The sequence below is a fragment of the Aureisphaera galaxeae genome, from assembly GCF_028561275.1.
Taxonomy (GTDB): Bacteria; Bacteroidota; Bacteroidia; order Flavobacteriales; family Flavobacteriaceae; genus Aureisphaera; species Aureisphaera galaxeae.
Map to the genome: position 1 here is coordinate 684,904 of NZ_JAQQTF010000002.1, position 18,198 is coordinate 703,101.

Sequence of the window (18,198 nt, forward strand, 5' to 3'; positions counted from 1 at the left end):
TTCTATGGTTTTTTGATTAGGTATACTTCTGCTTTTTCATTGTTGAAGGTGACTAGCAAATAGCTGTTCCCTTGGTGTTCAATGATATTTAGGTGGCGCACCGACTTTTGGGCCAAATCCAATCCTAGGAAATGCCCGAGCACGGGTGGATTTTCATTTTCTATCAATGCTCCAGAAAAAGAATCCAGTCTTCCGTGATAGGGTTTTATACCGAAATAGTTTCCGGCGGCCAACACTTCTTTTTGGTTGTCGTTGTCAAAGTCAAAAGTACAAAAAGAGAGGATAGGAGACACCTGCAATCGGTTGTCGAAAGGAACAAACTCGAAACTTCCAGCATTGTTCTTTAGATAGCCCGATTTGAGGGTGTGCACCTCTAACAGGGTACTTTCGGATAAAACGCCTTTTTCAAATATGTTTTCTATGGTTTGCCCCGCAAAGGACTTATAATCGGGGAATTTTTTCTTCAAGAATACCAATTGCGAGGTGAGTTCATCAAAATCTTCCAACGGATAATAATTCCCATTCTTTTGAGTGGCAACAATAGTCTCTGTTCTTCCATTCTTGTCGAAGTCGTATAGATACATCTTCATGGGAGAATTTTCGGAAGCGATAAACTTGGAGTTTTCTCCCCAATTCCCTAATAACAAATCCTGATCACCGTCGGAATCTATATCGAAGGATGTTAGCGACTGCCATAGCCCATTTAATGGCTCAGCTCCCAATTCTTTCTGAGTGAAGGTTCCGTTTACATTTTCGAATAAGGTTGGGGACATCCATTCACCTACTACCACAAGGTCCTTCACTCCGTCTCCAGTGACATCCACCCAGTGGGCATCGGTAATCATTCCTATGCTCATAGGAGCATTGTTGGGATCTATTTGAAAGGTGCCACCTTCATTCTTCAGGAAATAGGACTCACCTGGCGTTCCGAATCTATTGGTAAGGGTCTGATTTCCTATAAACAAGTCCATATCTCCGTCTCCATCATAATCCTCTGCAGCGACGACTGAGGCATTTTGAAACATTTCCAGTAGATTCGATGCAATGAAGGTCGTATCGCTTTGGGTATACAATGCATCGAGTAGGGCAGGGGACGTTCCGGAAAAATCACCTCCACCAGTACCTACAAACAGATCGTTCTTTCCGTCTTTATTGAAATCGGCGACTACAGCATCTATGTCTTCCGTGACTCTATTTTCAGTAAAAATAGTCTGTGGAGATGCGGCAAAAGCCGTATCACCCTGCATAAACATTTGTGCCTCTTTGAATTTTGACCCTCCAAAGAAAATATCATCAGTTCCATCGCCATTAAAGTCGCCTACAGCCGTAGCAGGACCACGATCGGAAACCTGATACGGAATCAGTTTTTCGCGATGAAAATTGATATAAGGATCCTCCTCATGGGTGAAGTCCAAATAAAGATTGTTTTCTGCCTTTTCGAATAAGGTCTTTTCTGAAGGCTTAAGCGAATTGTAATCGAACGGTTGTGTGCCTTCTGGCTGAATATCCAATTTCTGATTCACATCGACATTCGTTATAACCTGATAGGTTCCGTTGGGCCAAACGATTTTTAAAGAATCCACCTTTGTAGTTTCACCATACCCAAAATGGATGATGGGTTCTGAAGAAGCCTGAAATCCCCGTACCGTATACATTTCCTTGTATTGCTGAATCCCATTGTGATACGAAAATACCTTGGTGCCAATTCCGAAAGGATTCTTTCCATTGTAATTCAATGAAAGTTTCAGGTAGTTGGCTTTATCATCGGTTTTGTTCGCATAAATAATGGGACTTCGATTCAGGTTGTGTGTAATAATATCCAAATCGCCATCACCGTCGAAATCTGCCAGGGCAGAGGCGCCCGAAATAAGGGAGTCCCTTTGTATCCATCGTTCCGATTCATCCGAAAACGAGGCATTGCCCATTCCCTTGAAAATGTAATTAGGAACATTTCCCTTAGGCATTAATTCCAAAGCTTCTTTGTCCATGAGTCGTGTAGATTCCATCTTTTTCTGAATCTGCTCGTTGGAGACAAAGTTGATATAGTCCAGATCATTGGGTCGCTTGGCAATCCCGTTAGAGATAAAGAGATCCTGTTCACTATCCTGATCGAAATCGGCAAAGAGGGCGCTCCAGCTCCAATCGGTGGCCGCCACTCCGCTCAAAGGAGCCGTTTCGGTATAGTCATAGCCCTGCTGATTCAGGAACAGCATGTTCCGGGTGTATTGGTAATGATACCCGTAGTTCTCCGTTCGTAATTTCAGGATTTGGAAGTTATCATCACCTTCCGATGCTTTTAACACCTTTTCATCTTCGGGAAGCATGTCCAAGGAAATAAGATCGGGCCAACCATCGCGATTCACATCGGCTACGTCATTTCCCATGGAAAATCGGGAAGTATGTCCGAAATATTCCCGCATCTGATCGGTAAACGTCCCATCCTGATTATTGATGTAATAATAGTCATCCTCGTGGAAGTCATTACCGATATAAAGATCGGGCCAGCCGTCGTTGTTAAAGTCCGAAACTGCCAATCCAAGACCGTAGCTGTTTACGCCTCCATAAATTCCTGCTTCTTCACTCACATCGGTAAATGTTCCGCCGTCGTTTCTGAGCAGTTTGTCTCCGGTTTCATAATTGCGTTTATATCGTAGGTCTACCTTTCCGAAGGATTCTTGGGTATGTACAGCGTGATTCAGCAAGTAAATATCCAGATCACCATCCAAATCGTAGTCTAAGAAAGTAGCATTCGAGCTATAGGAATCATGATCTAATCCATAGGCAGCCGAACTTTCTGTGAAAGTGTCGTCTCCATTGTTAATGTAGAGTTCGTTATGACCATCGAATCCTAGGATACCTACCACAGCGCAGACGTAAATGTCTAATAGTCCGTCGCCATTTACATCCCCCATCACCGCACCAGTATTCCAAGTGCTATTTCCGGCAACGCCGGCTTTTTCGGTAATGTCTTCGAATTGAAAGTTGCCTTTGTTTAGGTAGAGTTTGTTTCCTACTTGATTTCCAGACAAGAATATATCTGGCAAGCCATCTACATTAATGTCACCCACGGCCACACCACCGCCATTATAGAAATATAGATAGTCGATAATGTTGAGGTCGTCCGTTTCGGTAATGGTATTTTCGAAAATAAGGCCCGTATCTTCACTTTCTAAAGAATCGAAGAGAACGGCCTTCTCTTGACAGCCTACTAGCGATAAAAGTCCGAAGACTAGGAGTAAGACTCTATTCATTATGGGCAAAGATTTTTGGGGTTCCATTATTGATGGCTCCAATGTAGAAACTGTTTCCATCTTTGTCCTTAAAGGCGGCCAAGTACTTCATTTCACCTTTCACGAAGAATCCACTGGTATTGTAGTCCTGCCACTCGAAGTTGAAATCCCCCTTGTTTAAAAGGATATTTCCGTAACTGGCATCTAACTGCGAATATTGGGGTTTGAATTCGAAATTATTTCCTCCCATGATCAAGTCGGTAAGGCCGTCACCGTTTACATCGGTACAAGCAATGCCGCAGACACAGGAAAGCTGCACACGTGCAGGTAATTTTTTAATGCTGAAGTTACCGTTTCCATCATTAATAGCGATTACAGATTCTGGGGTATTCACCTCGCGAACTATGGAACGGTCTATGATTTCTTGAGCAAATAGCTCGTCGATAGCACGTGTAGAATATTCGCGTGCCTTAAGGTTCTGCTTTTTCAAGGATACCATCTGTGAGGTCAATTCCTTTTTCTGATGAATGGGATAATCCTTCCCGTTTTTCTGAAGGGTAGTGATCTGTTCTATGGTTCCGTTGTTGTCAAAATCGTTCACGAACATTTTCATGGGGGTGTCGTTAGAAGGTAGGTAGTGGATGTTGTTTCCTTCGTTTCCTAGAATCAAGTCTAAATCCCCATCCTGATCCAAATCGGAAGCAGCTACCGTTTTCCACCATCCGGTAAGACTATCGAGCATGGTCGCTTTTGGACTCAATCGGCGTCCGGAATTTTTGAATACTTTCACTCCGCCCCAATCGGTCGTTGTCACTAGATCTTTTTTGTTATCCCCATCCACATCGATCCACTCTGCATCGGTGACCATGCCTAGGTCTTTGGTGTCGTAAGCCAAACGCTGTGTGGCATCGGTAAAGGTGCCGTCTCCATTGTTTTCCAAGAAAAGATGCTTGGGAGTCACTCCGTAGATGCCTACTACGCTTCGCGAACCAATGAATAGGTCTACATCGCCATCCGCATCGAAATCATGGGGTGCTATGGTTGAGATGTTCTGAAAGGTGGACGGAAGTACTGTTTCTGACTTCGCGAAATTGCCTTGGCCATCATTCAAGTATAAACGAGGAACGTATTTATTCTCAGCCCCTACCTGATTTCCACCAGTCCCTACGATAAGGTCCAAGTCACCATCGGCGTCGGCGTCAAAGAAAGTGGCTACTACATCTTCTAAAGAGGCATCCGTATTAAATACAGGTTGCGACTTTAGCTTCAGGTTACCCTTCCCAGAATGCAGGTAGAGTGTTCCCGATTGCCCTTGGGCACCTCCAAGGAATATATCATCATTTCCATCACCGTTAACATCGCCAATGGCCATGGCCGGTCCTTCTTCGGAAAGTTTTTGGTAAATCAATCCTTCATAATCGAAGTCATTATAGGCGTTTTCTTTGTGTGTTACCAAAGTGGTATTCGGAATTTCCTTTAACAAGGTGTTATATGTTTCCTTCACTGGAGCATAGGTGTCCGTTGCATCCTCTTGCTTCAAGGCAAGTGTCTGATTGGCTTCAACATTCGTTAGCAGTGCCGTTTTATCGTTCGGCCAAACAACGCGCAGAGAATCTATGGAGGAAACTTCACCCAATCCAATAGTCATATCGTATTCCATGGAAGATTGAAATCCACGGGAAGGTACCAACTCCTGAGTGATAATTTCATCAGAATGATACATCGTTACCTTGGTTCCAATGGCAAAAGGATTCTTTTCGCCTCCTTCAAACGTCAGCTTGATGTAGTTATTCTCGGTTACGTCGCTGGTGTTGTTGCGATAGAGAAAGGCCTCCATATTTACGTTGTTCACCACCAAATCGAGATCACCGTCATTGTCTAAGTCACCGTACGCTGCTCCGTTGGACATACTCGGAGTTCCCAATCCCCAATCTGCAGCCAGATCGGTAAAGGTGATGTCTTTATTGTTGTGGAAGGCATAATTGGGCAGGGGTTTTATGGGCATTTTATCGATAATGGAGTCGATTGCCTGCTTTTTACCTGTCAATGCCATTTTCTGAATGATTTCATTGGCGAAGAAATCGACAAAATCGAGATCGGTAAGGTCGTGGTTAATTCCGTTAGTTACGTAAATGTCACGGTAGCCATCATTGTCCATATCGAACATAAGCCCGGCCCAGCTCCAATCAGTCGCTTCTACGCCACTGTGGTAGGCAACTTCAGAAAAAGATCCGTTTCCATTGTTTATCTGTAGCGTGTTCTGAATGTACTGCTGATAAAAATCCTTACTCTGTTTCAGTTTGAACACGTTGTAACCGTCAAATTCCATCACGGATTTTACGCGCTCTTCTTCTTCCGGGAGCATGTCGGTAATAAAAATATCCTGAAGCCCGTCGTTGTTAATGTCCGAAATGTCCACTCCCATGGCCGAAAGGCAGAGTCGGGAGGTCCAGTTTTTAACGTCTTCGGTAAATGTACCGTCCTGATTGTTGATGTAGAGGTAATCCCTTTCGTAAAAATCGTTGGAGACATAGATGTCCGGATATAGATCGTGATTTATGTCGGTAATCATTACACCCAATCCGAAACCGATAAGACTTCCGTAGATTCCAGCTTCTTCACTTACATCGGTAAAGACGCCATTGTCGTTTCGCATGAGTAAATCTCCAACTCCTCTGAAGATATGTGGTACATTTTCCCAGTTCTGGGCTCGCTTTTCGCGTTGTTCGGCGTAACCCAGACTGCTCACGGGAATATTGCTGTTATTAAGTATATAGGCATCGAGATCTCCGTCCTTGTCATAGTCGAAAAAGGATGCATGGGTAGAGAATCCGGTTTCGGCCAAATTGTATTCCTTGGCACTTTCGGTAAAGGTGAGGTCGCCGTTGTTTATATACAGATCATTATCATGGTTGTTGCCTTCCATATTTCCAGCATTGCTCACGTAGATATCTAATAGACCATCTGCATTTACATCGGCCATGACTACTCCGGTGGACCAGGGCTTGTTTCCAACGACGCCAGCACTTTCGGAAATATCTTCGAATTTCCAATCACCTTTATTCAAATAGAGCTTGTTGGGGCCCATATTGGCGGTGAAGTAAATGTCGGAGAGTCCATCGTTATTAATATCACCAATGGCCACACCACCTCCATTATAGAAGTTACGGTATTTGAAGATGTTGAAGTTCTTCTGATTTTCAACAAAATTCAGAAAAGAAACACCCGTTTCATCACCAGGAAGTAGGGTAAAAAGAGCTTCTGTTTGTTCATCTGTGACATCTTTTTTCTCCGTTTCCGAATCACCGCAAGAGTTGAGCAGAATGAGGAAAGAGGCAATAAACCAAAACTTTCTATGTGGGACGGTATACAACTGCATAGTTTACTGTTCTTTTTTTAGGAATAGGGGAGTGCTATTATTTCTTCCCACTATATAATATAGTTTGTTTCCTAGAGTTAGTTTTTCAATGTTTCTACAGGCGCCATTGCTCGAAAATCCTTGGTTTTCTACCTGAGTAAAAAATCCCTTAGCGTCGTTGAGCAACAGTACACCATGGGAGGCATCCAATCTTCCGATTTGGGTACTTACTTCAAAATTATTTCCAACCAAAAGTGCATCTAGATAGCCATCGTTATTCATATCATCTATCATTACATCATTCACAGTAGAAACTTGGGCTTCCATAGGAAGTAGATGCGAAATATAAGTATTATCACCTTGGTTTTCAAAATATGTGGAGCCTAATTGGAACACTTTTTTAATCCCTCCTTTGGGAGTGTTTTTTATAGGCAATACATCGTTTACGTTGGCCTCTGCGAAGTCCTTGTACGAAAGGTAGTTTTTGTTAATGACGGGTAGCTGTTTGGCCAGTTCATCCTTTGTAGCTAACATGGTTTCTGTTCCCTGATAAAAGTAGGTGAGTATGGGGTCTACTTTTCCATTATTATCAAAGTCATTTCTGTAAAGGGTAATCGGTTCATTTTCGGATGCGCTTAGGCGGGTATTTAGCCCCCAATTGCCTGCTAGGATATCATAATCGCCATCCTGATCGAAATCTGCAACGCTTACAGTGTTCCACCAACCATTTGTAGACTCCAGTCCATTGCCTTTTGAAAGCGTCAGTGTTTTTCCGTCGTTGAAAAAGATGGAAAGGGGCATCCAATACCCAGAAACAACAGCGTCTTTAAAGCCGTTGCCATCCAAGTCGATCCAGTGGACGTCCTTCACATTTCCGATCTGTCGAAATTCCTTCGAAATGGTCTCGGTATGATCCGTAAAGTCTGCGTTGCCATTGTTCACGAAAATATATTGCTGAGGCGTGGCTCCGAATTGATGGGCCAGCACATTGGATGTTATACAAACATCCATATCATTGTCATTGTCAAAATCTACTACGGTTACCTTGGAGGCGTGCAATTCAGTAGTGTTAAATTGAACTGTATCCCGAACCATTTTCCCGTTTAGTTGAATGTACAATCTAGGTTGCAAGGCCTTTCCTTTTCTGAATTCATTTCCGCCACTCACAATTAGAAGGTCGTTGGCTCCATCTCCATTGGCATCGAACACTACAGCATGGGTGTCTTCGTTAACGGAGGTTTCCTCTGCGTCTGGTAACTTCCCTCTTTCGAAAGTGCCATCCTCTAGTTGGCGCCATACTTCCGTAGCTTGAAACTTACCGCCCAAAGCGATAAGGTCGTCGAGATTGTCGTTGTTCAAATCTCCAGTAATGATAGCACCACTATCGTTGGTGTTTGCGAAAGGAATGAGTGGATTACGACTGAATTCTATTGAAACATTATCCTTGTGTTGAAAGGGAATGGGGCTTTCAGTATTCGTAAGTATGGTTTTAGCTTGAGAAATGGGGGTGTCATAATAATTTCCCGAAGCATCACTTTGTTTTAACGTAAGGATACCATTGACGGTTGGATTTTTGAGTGTTTGAAAAGATCCGTTAGACCAAATAACCTGAAGGGAATCTACGGTGGTTTTATCCCCTAAGCCTACAAAAACTTCGGGTGCGATAGCCGATTGAAATCCCCGGGTTGTATAGTTTTCGAAAGATTGGATTTCGTCTCCAACAAATACTTTGATTTTGGCTCCAATACCCATGGTGTTGCTGCCAGTTCCTTGGAATCGTATTAGTAGATGATTGGAGTTGCCGTCATTCTTCTGTGTGGTATTTTCCAATACGAAAGCAGGCTCGTTCACATTGTTTACTACAAGATCCAGATCTCCGTCGTTGTCTAGATCTCCGTACGCGGCCCCATTACTAAAGGACAGTTTTTCTTCGAACCAATCATTGGTGGTATTTTTGAGCTGGCCGTGTTCATTCCTAAAAAAGTAGTTCGCCGTTTTCTTTTGTGGAAGGATTTTGATGAACTCCATTTCCTGTTCCGTCATTCGGGATCCCAGTCTTTTCTGAATGTTATCGTTGGCGATAAAATTCACGAAGTCCATATCGTTGGTAGCCCCAAGAATACCATTGGTAATGTACAGATCTTTCTTTCCATCATTGTCGAAATCAGCCAGTAGGGGAGCCCAGGACCATTCGGATGCTGCTACGCCATATAAAAAGGCATTTTCCGAAAATTGAAGGTTGTCGAAGTTGAGGTGCAAGGTGTTTTGCATGAATTGCGGTTCGTATCCATACCGCAATTGGTTTTGGTAAATGGGATAATTGTATTCGGTCCCAGCAGATTTTAAGGTTTCCAAATCTTCGGGGAGCATATCCATGGAAATAATGTCGGGGAAACCGTTGTTGTCTACATCGGCAATGTCATTTCCCATAGAAAAATGGGTGGAATGCCCAAGCAAGGACTCGGTTGAGTTCAGTTCCTTAAAGGTTCCGTCCTTCTGATTGATATAGCAATAGTCGTTTTCAAAAAAATCGTTGCCTACGTAGATGTCAGGATAGCCATCGTTGTTCAAATCACTAATGGCAAGTCCCAATCCGAAGCTTATGTTGTTTTGTAGGATATTCGCTTCTTTAGATACGTCCACGAATTCACCTTCTTGGTTTTGGAGCAATTTGTCCCCAATGAGTGAATCATTGCGAAAGCGGAGGGTTCCCCTCCCGAAATTCGTATTGGGGTTTAACGTATGATTCATGACATAGGCGTCCAAATCGCCATCGAGATCGTAGTCGAAGAATGCAGCTTGGGTTCCCAAGCTTGCCTGATCTAAACCAAATTCTGCCGCTTGTTCTGAAAAATAAGGAACGCCATCTTTGACCCCTTCATTAATGTACAATTGGTTTTCCCCTGTTAGGTCTAAATGCCCACTTACCTTAGAAATATAAATGTCCAATAGCCCATCTTGGTTAATATCTACCGTTGTGACGCCAGTAGTCCATCCCGTAGCATTGTCGATATTGGCTTGTTGGGTAATGTCTGTAAAATTGAGGTTTCCTTGGTTAAGGTATAGTTTGTCACTTTCTTGATTGGAGGTAAAATAAACATCCAACAATCCATCATTATCAAAATCGGCAAGGGCAACTCCGGCCCCATTGTAAAAATAGAGGTAGTTAAGGATGTTTAATTGGGGTGTGCTTTGTAGGGTGTTGGAGAAATCTATCCCTGTATTTTCCTTAAGTACAAAACGTTTTTCGCCTGTCTCTTTAGAGCAGGATACAAACAGCACGAATAGCAATAATATGGGGATATAGGTTTTATTCACCTAGAAATTACGTTTGCCTAATGGTAGAATAAATATAAAAGAGGATTAGCAACTAATCCTCTTTTATATCAATAAATTTATATCAGATAATCCTAGTAACCTGGGTTTTGCTCAAGGTTAGGGTTAAGGATGATCTGGCTCGCAGGAATCGGGAATAGATTCAAGTTGGCGTCACCAACAGCTCCTGGGTCTTTAAGTGCCCAGTCTCTGGTGTACTGTCCGAAACGAATCATATCGTTTCTTCTCCAGAATTCTGCGTATAGCTCACGTCCTCTCTCGTCTAACATATCTTGTTCTGATACAGAACCTAGAGGAGAAGCACCTCTTAATACACGTAGTTCGTTCACCAATCCAGTAGCATCTCCACCGCCTCGCATAACAGCCTCGGCTTTCATAAGGTGAGCATCTGCATACCGGAAGAAAATCTCGTGGTTGGTAAATCCACCGTAACGTGGGTTGTACTTCATTACACGGATACCAGTAGTTTCATCATTATTAATCAAGTTGATGTTACCATCTCCGTCGGTGAAGTCACGCTTAAATGTTAGTGGCGCACCTCCACGTTCGGTCAATGGAGTTCCATTGATTTCGTACTGCTGTCCGATTAGGAATCCGAATCCAACGTTAGATCCCGATACAAATCCAGGGAAGTCACCAGACTCTTCTGTACCTGCTTCACCGGTAAACGTTTCACCAGCTGTAGGTACGAATCCACGACGCTCTTCCTGACCGCTTCCAGGTTCGTTGATGTTGGCATCTCCTTCGAAAAGATCATAGAACTCTGCAAGGGTAGAGAATCCGTTCCATCCACCTCCTGCAATTTCAGGAGCTTGGTTGTAGTGAAGTCCATTCCAGATACGGTTACCTACTGAGGTTTCCAAAAATAGAATAGTTTCACTATCTGAAGTTTCTCTAAAGATATCGAAGTAACCTGCTTGTAATTGGTACCCTTCGGCAGCAATATCGTCTACAAGGCTAACTACGCGGTTCATGTCTGCTCCATTAGGACTTCCACCTACATAAATGTGCTTGTTCAATAGCACTTTTGCCAATAGGTATCGAGCGGCGGCTTTGGTTCCACGGTTATTTGTAGTACCAGGTCCTCCTGCAGTTAAATTCCCAATAGCACCTTCAAGATCTGAGATGATAGCGTTAACAGCTACTTCACCACGGATCACTTCAGGATCTTCCAAAAGGGAAGCTTCTGGATCACGAATTGGGATTTGCCCAAAGTTGTCCAAAATTACCCAATACCCCAATGCACGCAAGAATTGCGCTTCTCCAGTTTCTTGGTTGCTAGACAACGTAGTTAATGGAGATAGTAGCTGCGTAGCAGCAAAGTGGGTTTGGTTCCACTGGTTCCAAGTATTGGTGATGAAAGCGTGGTCTGTTTGCCAGTTGTGTTGGTGTAACTGTCTCCAGATACCGTTGTCACCCCAGTCGGAACCTCTTGTAGGAATCAAGAATTCGTCTGTAGTAACCTCACTAATGGCAAATAAGTTTGCTTGGTCTCCAATACGACCGTTCAATCCATTGTAGATACCATCGATAAAGGTTGCAGGGTCTGCAATACCGATAAAACCAGGATCGTTAATAGAGTCTGTCTCTTCCACTTCAAGATCCGTACATGAGCCCAGAAGGAAAGTCAATGTCAATACACCTGCGAAGAGGCGAATGCTGTTTTTCAACTTAATACTTTTCATAGTTGCTTTTTTTAAAATTTAGCGTTTAATCCTACAGTAATAGTTCTTGGTCTTGGGTACGATGCGTAATCAATTCCTGCAGTAGGAATTGCAGAAGCATTGATCGTTCCAGTACTAGATGATACTTCAGGATCAAGTCCGCTATAATCTGTTATTAAGAAAAGATTCTGTCCTGTGACGGATAATCTCAATGAATCGAAGAAGCTATTTTCGTCTTTCAATGGGAAGTTATATCCCAACGTAGCATTTTGTAGTCGAACAAAGTCTCCAGCTTCTACGAAACGGGAAGATACCGCTGTAGTAGCTGCTCCATCTTCTCCACTAGAGATGGCCGCTTGAGTTACGTTCTTACCAATGGTGATACCACCCGCAGTAAAGAAGGCGTTATCGGTTGCATTGTACACGTGGAATCCAAACTGACCGTTTAAGAAGGTAGAAAAGTCAAAGTTCTTGTATCGTAAGTTAAGTGATAAACCTCCAGTTACATCTGGCACGGCGTCTTTTCCGATAAAGGTTTTGTCACTATCAGGATCTCCAACACCGTCTCCGTTTACGTCACGGTACGTTGGGAATCCAGCATCGTCAAATCCAGTAAACTCAGCTACATAGAAAGAGAACAATGGCTCTCCTGCCTGTAGTCTTTGAGCAAAGGCACCGGTTAGACCGTTACCGTTAATTGGACCTGCATCGATTACTTGATTGGTGTCCTCTACTTCGTTCTGGTTGTACGCAACATTGAAAGAAGCACTGAAACTGAAGTCCTCGTTGTCTATGATATCATAGTCTAAGGCCAATTCAATACCTTGGTTAATTACCGTACCATCACTCAAGTTAGAGAAGATAGTAGGAATACCAGAAGTTTGAGGAGCCGCTAGGGTTCTTCTCAAAAGAAGGTCGGAAGTCTCTTTACGATATACGTTAAGAGATCCGCTGAAACGATCGTCGTTGAATCCGAAGTCAACACCGAAGTTCAAGTCCAATGTTTCCTCCCACTTTAATTCTGGGTTATCGTTACCTACGAATACGGTACCCGGATCGGTAACAGTACCATCACCATTAAATCCGATACCACCAAAACGGGTTCTTAATAAGAAGTTGGCATATCCCAATCCTTCTTGGTTACCCACGATACCGGCACCAACACGAAGCTTTAAGGTAGATACGTTATCTCCTACGAAGTCTTCTTCAGATAGTTTCCAAGCGAAAGCACCAGAAGGGAAGTAACCATACTGATTGTCACCCCCGAACGTTGATGAACCGTCCGCTCTAAAGGTACCTGTTAGTAAGTACTTGTCCGAGATATTGAAGTTAGCTCTTACGAAGAATGATTGTAGTTCGTCGAAGTTGTCGAACTGATCTGCGAAGTAAGAGTCTATAGTTCTATTGAAAATTCCCGTTAGGTCTTCCACAACAGTTTGCTCACCAAACTCTGCTTCTGGGATTAAACGAGTAATATAAGCTCTGTTTACATCGTAAGCAAATTGTTGGTAGTCACCGCTAACAAGCCCATCTACACGGTCGTAGGTGTCTCTAATATTATCGGCCAACTCATCCAAAGATCGGTTCATGGCCATACCGGAAGCTCCAGCATTGAAACCTCTACGATCGAATTTCTGATATGAGTAACCTCCTAAAAGGTCTACCTCTACGTTTCCGAAAGTATTTTTATAGTTTAAAGTACCTTCAAAAAGAGTGTTCTCATTTTCTAAGGTGTTGTAAGAACCACGACCTCTTCCAGAAACCTGGTTAAGACCGGCTACTTCTGGAGAAAACAAAGAAGTTGTTTCTGCATCACTGTAGTCATAACCTCCCGTTACTTTGGCTGTCAATTCTGGAATGATATCGTAAGCCGCAGAAAGGTTCACTAAGTATCTGTTCGTGTGCGAAAGACTCGAGTAGTTTGCCAATAAATTTACTGGGTTTAATAGGTTACTTCCTGGGTCAAAATTTTCACTAATAGGCCACGTAGGGTTAGCCGTAATAGAAGCCCCAATGAAATCCCCTGTAGAACCAGCGCCACCACTAATAGGGGCATTTTGGTCATTTACTCGGGAAACAGTCCCTTGTAAGGACAGTGTTAACTTATCGCTTAGGAGTCGTTGCTCTGCATTTAGACGACCTACAATACGCTCTTGGTCCGTATTTTTAACAACACCAAATTGCTTTCCGTATCCAAAAGAGGCACGTACATTACCTGTAGCGTAACTTTTTGAATAACTCACGTTGTTACGCGTAGATGCGGGAGAACGTGTATAGAAATCTTGGAAGTCACTGTCGTTTCTAAAGTTCAATGCAGCTGGGTCATTACCGAAATCGGCCAAGGCCTGAAGGTAATCTCTTCTTCCCAATAGGTCATACTCGTTTGCAGGAGTAGAAGCACTTACAGAAGTACTTACTTCCCAAACACCACGAGAGTTTCCTCTACCGCTTTTTGTCTTAACGATTACAACCCCATTTGCACCACGAGAACCGTAGATAGCGGTTGCAGAAGCATCCTTAAGAATACTTATGCTTTCAATATCGTTAGGGTTCAAGAAGCTAAGTGGGTTACGCTGCGCTCCAGCACCGAAAGCTAAATCTCCTGGAGCAGGAGCACCACCGCCACCTAATGGAACACCATCGATAACGAATAGCGGGTTGTTGTTAGAACGAATGGAGTTAGTTCCACGAATTCGGAAGTCGATTCCAGCACCAGGCTCACCCGAAGTTTCAGTAATCTGAACCCCTGCGGTTTTACCCTGGATTAATTGTTCTGGAGATGAAATAACCCCTTGGTTAAAGTCCTCGGACGTCACGGCACTTACCGCACCTGTAGCATCCTTAACTGTAGTAGTACCGTAACCGATTACTACCACTTCACTTAAAGACTCAATATCTTCCTGAAGGGTTACATTTATCGTGCTTTGACCGGCTACGCTAACTTCTTGTGTTGTATACCCTAGGTAACTGAATACCAGAACGGCATCGTTGGCTACATCACTAATTACGTAATTACCATCAAAGTCTGACTGTGCTCCGTTGGAAGTTCCTTTTACGATAATGTTTACCCCAGGGACAGGTCCCGACGAGTCGGAAACCGTTCCACTTACGGTAAGCTGTGCGTAAGCCGAACTACCCATTAATAGGAGAATGGGGAGCACCAAAAGTTTAGTTAGTAATTTGTTTTTCATATAGTTTTCGGTTTAAAGTTAATTTTCAATAATTGCTAATTGTTTGTAGTTAATAATTCGGTTTTTGTATGTCGATTCTTGGTCTTTTATTTCTTTGTTCTAATACCCTAATAGGTCTACCTATTAAATGGGAATATACGATATTTTATCCATATAAGTGTTTAGCCCTAAGGCATGTACCACGGGCTATTTTCTTATATATAGTAAGCTAAACTTCAAATTTTGATGCGATGAGTTAAGAAAATCAATCCCCATTCCATTATGGCTAATTCCTTGACCCTTTACCGAACTGTTCAGGATGCCCAATGTAATTCCTTTTCGTATGGCACTTAATATCACTCTAGGGGATTGATTTACTTTTATTCCAATACCTCCAATCCACTCCGAAAATTTCGTTGTGTACTGTAAAATGGATCTAATTTGCGTAAATAAAATGTTAACTTTTGAATAGGTGATCTCCAAAAGCGTTTCATTTCGCAACGATCCAATAAGAACCAAATAGTTAATTTTCAAGGTTGGTAACTATTAGAATATCAAACACTTAATTAATTATGAAACTAATTTTGCTATTGTTGTAACAAAAGTTGTTAGGTACTAATTTCAATTAATTTTTTTAATTTTATAAAAAAACCTATCCAAAAACACGATTTTCTTAACCGAAAACGTTTTCGATTTTCGTTTTCGAAAATTGCCCTATTTTTTTAAGATTCTTAAATTTTTGCTTAATATCGTATTTCGGTACCGTTAAGAACTCTTCCTATGAAACAAGTTACTTTGAAACAGATTGCAGAAAACCTAGGTATTTCTATTACAACGGTTTCAAAAGCCTTGAAGAACTACCCCGATGTTAGTAAGAAGACAAAAGCGTTGGTAAAAGAGGAAGCAAAGAAACTGCAATACAAGCCAAATGTGTTCGCGGTGAACCTCAGAACCAAACAATCGAAGACGGTTGGGTTGATCATCCCCGAAGTGGTGCACCACTTCTTTTCCAGTGTTATTAATGGTATTATAGAACAAGCCGAAAAGAAAGGGTATTTGGTCATTATCCTTCAGTCCAACGAATCCTATAAACTGGAGAAGAAGCAGATAGACCTTCTTATAAGTAAGCGGGTAGATGGGATTATGATCTCTTTGGCCAGTACCACGGTAGATATTTCCCATCTTCAAGAAGTGCAAAGCCTAGATATTCCCTTGGTCATGTTCGACAAAATTTCGAAACTCATTCCCTGTTCCAAGATAGTGATCGATGACCGAAAGGCGGCTTATGATGCTACCAAACACCTAATCGATAGTGGGTGCAAGCGAATTGCCCATTTTAGGGGAGCCCTGTTACCACAGAATTCCATCGATCGGTTCTTAGGATATAAAAAGGCATTGGAGGATCACGGACTCACCTATGATCCTTCCTTAGTATATATATGTGAAAATGTAAATTATGAAGAAGGAAGGGAAGCTGCCGAAAAGTTATTGAAAGATCACGACGATGTGGACGGGATATTTACCATTACCGATCTAGTGGCCGTAGGTGCCATTGCGGTCTTCAATGAACGCGGGGTGAAGGTTCCTGATGATATATCGATCATGGGCTTCAGTAATTGGTTTGTTTCCCAAGCCATTACGCCTTCATTAAGTACTATAGATCAACCCGGCTATGAAATGGGTAAGAGAACCTTCAAGCAATTATATAAGGAGATGAAGGCTAAAAAGGAAGGGACCCCACTTCCACCCAAAATTAAAACCTTGGATACCTACGTTATTAAGCGGAATTCTACAAAATAGGATTACTGCTCACTTTTATAACTATTATTAAGGTAACAGGACTCATTTTTTTTCTTTCTATATTTAGCCTTCTCAAAATCTTAAGGTGATGTTTAAATATGGATGCCTTATTGCCCTAGCACTTCTTTTTTCCTGTAAGGAGAAAGAAAACACATCGAATACCACAGAACAAGAGACAGCCAGTATAGCCTATACGGAGAAATTCCGTCCCCAATTCCATTTTTCGCCTCCAGAAAAGTGGATGAACGATCCCAATGGATTGGTATTTCATGAAGGGGTGTATCATTTGTTTTATCAATATTATCCCGATGATATCGTTTGGGGTCCTATGCATTGGGGCCATGCCGTGAGTAAGGATATGATTCGATGGGAAAACAAACCCATTGCCCTGTATCCCGATGAGTTGGGTCTCATTTTTTCTGGAAGTGCAGTAGTAGACCGGAACAACACCTCTGGATTTGGTGAAGAAGGCAAAGTGCCTCTGGTAGCTATATATACCTATCATTTAATGGAAGGGGAGAAAGCGGGAAGAAACGATTTTCAAACACAAGGCATCGCCTATAGTTTGGACAATGGTGATTCCTGGACGAAATACGAAGGCAATCCAGTTATAGGAAATGATGGTATTAAAGACTTTCGGGATCCCAAGGTGTTTTGGCACGAACCTTCTCAAAATTGGATTATGGCATTGGTGGCAGGAGACCATGTTAAGTTTTATGAGTCGGACAATTTGAAAGAATGGGAACTTACAAGTGAATTTGGCAAGGACAAGGGTGCCCATGGAGGTGTTTGGGAATGCCCAGATCTTTTTAAATTGCCCGTAACTGGAAACGAAGAGGAGAAATGGGTACTATTGGTAAGCATGAATCCCGGAGCTCCAAACGGAGGTTCCGGTACACAGTATTTTGTGGGCGAGTTTGATGGGACTTCATTTACTACCGATCAAGAAGACGCCAAATGGATTGACTATGGTATGGACAATTATGCTGGGGTTACCTATAATAATACACCCAACGGAGAACGGATTTTTATTGGCTGGATGAGCAATTGGAATTATGCCCGTAACACCCCTACCGAGGTGTGGCGAAGTTCCATGACCCTGCCTAGGAATATTTCTTTGCACAAAAAAGGAGGGGAGTACAACTTGCAAAGTCTTCCGCTGGAGCAATTCTCTTCCCTTCAGAAAATGCAAAAGCAAATGGATTCAATCGTTTTGAATGAAACCTACACTTTGGAGGCGGACACTTTCAACAACACAGATATTTCGTTTACTGCGAATCTCAATGAACCATTAGAAGTAAGTTACTCGAATGCTTCAGGGGAAAAAGTGTCTTTTACCATCAATCCCGAAGAACACAAACTTCTATTGGATAGAACCCAATCGGGTATCGTGGATTTTGAAGAAAGCTTTGGTCAACGTGTGCAAGAGCAACCGTTTACTCTGGAAGATCGGGAAGTGGATATACGATTGATTATGGATGCTTCTTCATTGGAAATATTCATTGAAGAAGGATCCTATATTTTCACCAATCAGCTATTTCCGAAAGAGGAGTACACAACGTTTGAAATTAAGGCAGGAGATGCCGGTGGCGTGGTACGCCAATTTACCTATCATAAAATAACTTCAATCTGGAATTGAT

7 protein-coding genes are annotated in these 18,198 nt (G+C 42.5%); 2 read left to right on the forward strand and 5 right to left on the reverse strand.

Annotated features, from left to right (window positions below; genetic code table 11):
• Positions 1-2: 2 nt before the first annotated feature.
• The 5 genes from POV27_RS02995 to POV27_RS03015 all read right to left on the reverse strand — a co-directional run bounded on the left by POV27_RS02995 (position 3) and on the right by POV27_RS03015 (position 14,779).
• A complete protein-coding gene (locus POV27_RS02995) occupies positions 3-3,251 on the reverse strand; it encodes a VCBS repeat-containing protein (protein ID WP_272861243.1) in 3,249 nt (1,082 codons plus the stop codon).
• The gene (locus POV27_RS03000; RefSeq protein WP_272861244.1) at positions 3,244-6,609 is read right to left on the reverse strand and encodes a VCBS repeat-containing protein; all 3,366 of its coding nucleotides are present in this window, start codon (positions 6,607-6,609) and stop codon (positions 3,244-3,246) included. The genes POV27_RS02995 and POV27_RS03000 overlap by 8 nt, the downstream gene beginning before the upstream one ends.
• Before the next feature lie 3 nt (positions 6,610-6,612).
• Positions 6,613-9,906, reverse strand: a complete 3,294-nt coding sequence (locus POV27_RS03005; protein WP_272861245.1) for a VCBS repeat-containing protein — start codon at positions 9,904-9,906, stop codon at positions 6,613-6,615.
• A 92-nt stretch (positions 9,907-9,998) separates the two neighbouring features.
• Positions 9,999-11,609: a RagB/SusD family nutrient uptake outer membrane protein gene (locus tag POV27_RS03010; protein ID WP_272861246.1), complete on the reverse strand. Its 1,611-nt coding sequence runs from the start codon at positions 11,607-11,609 to the stop codon at positions 9,999-10,001.
• Positions 11,610-11,620: 11 nt separating this feature from the next.
• Complete coding sequence (locus tag POV27_RS03015) at positions 11,621-14,779, reverse strand: SusC/RagA family TonB-linked outer membrane protein (RefSeq protein ID WP_272861247.1); 3,159 nt, start codon at positions 14,777-14,779, stop codon at positions 11,621-11,623.
• Between the two features lie 759 nt (positions 14,780-15,538).
• On the opposite strand from POV27_RS03015, the gene POV27_RS03020 reads away from it, so the two are divergent.
• Positions 15,539-16,558, forward strand: a complete 1,020-nt coding sequence (locus tag POV27_RS03020) for a LacI family DNA-binding transcriptional regulator (protein WP_272861248.1) — start codon at positions 15,539-15,541, stop codon at positions 16,556-16,558.
• Between the two features lie 88 nt (positions 16,559-16,646).
• Positions 16,647-18,197, forward strand: coding sequence for a glycoside hydrolase family 32 protein (locus POV27_RS03025; protein ID WP_272861249.1), 1,551 nt, complete (start codon positions 16,647-16,649; stop codon positions 18,195-18,197).
• Position 18,198: the final 1 nt, after the last annotated feature.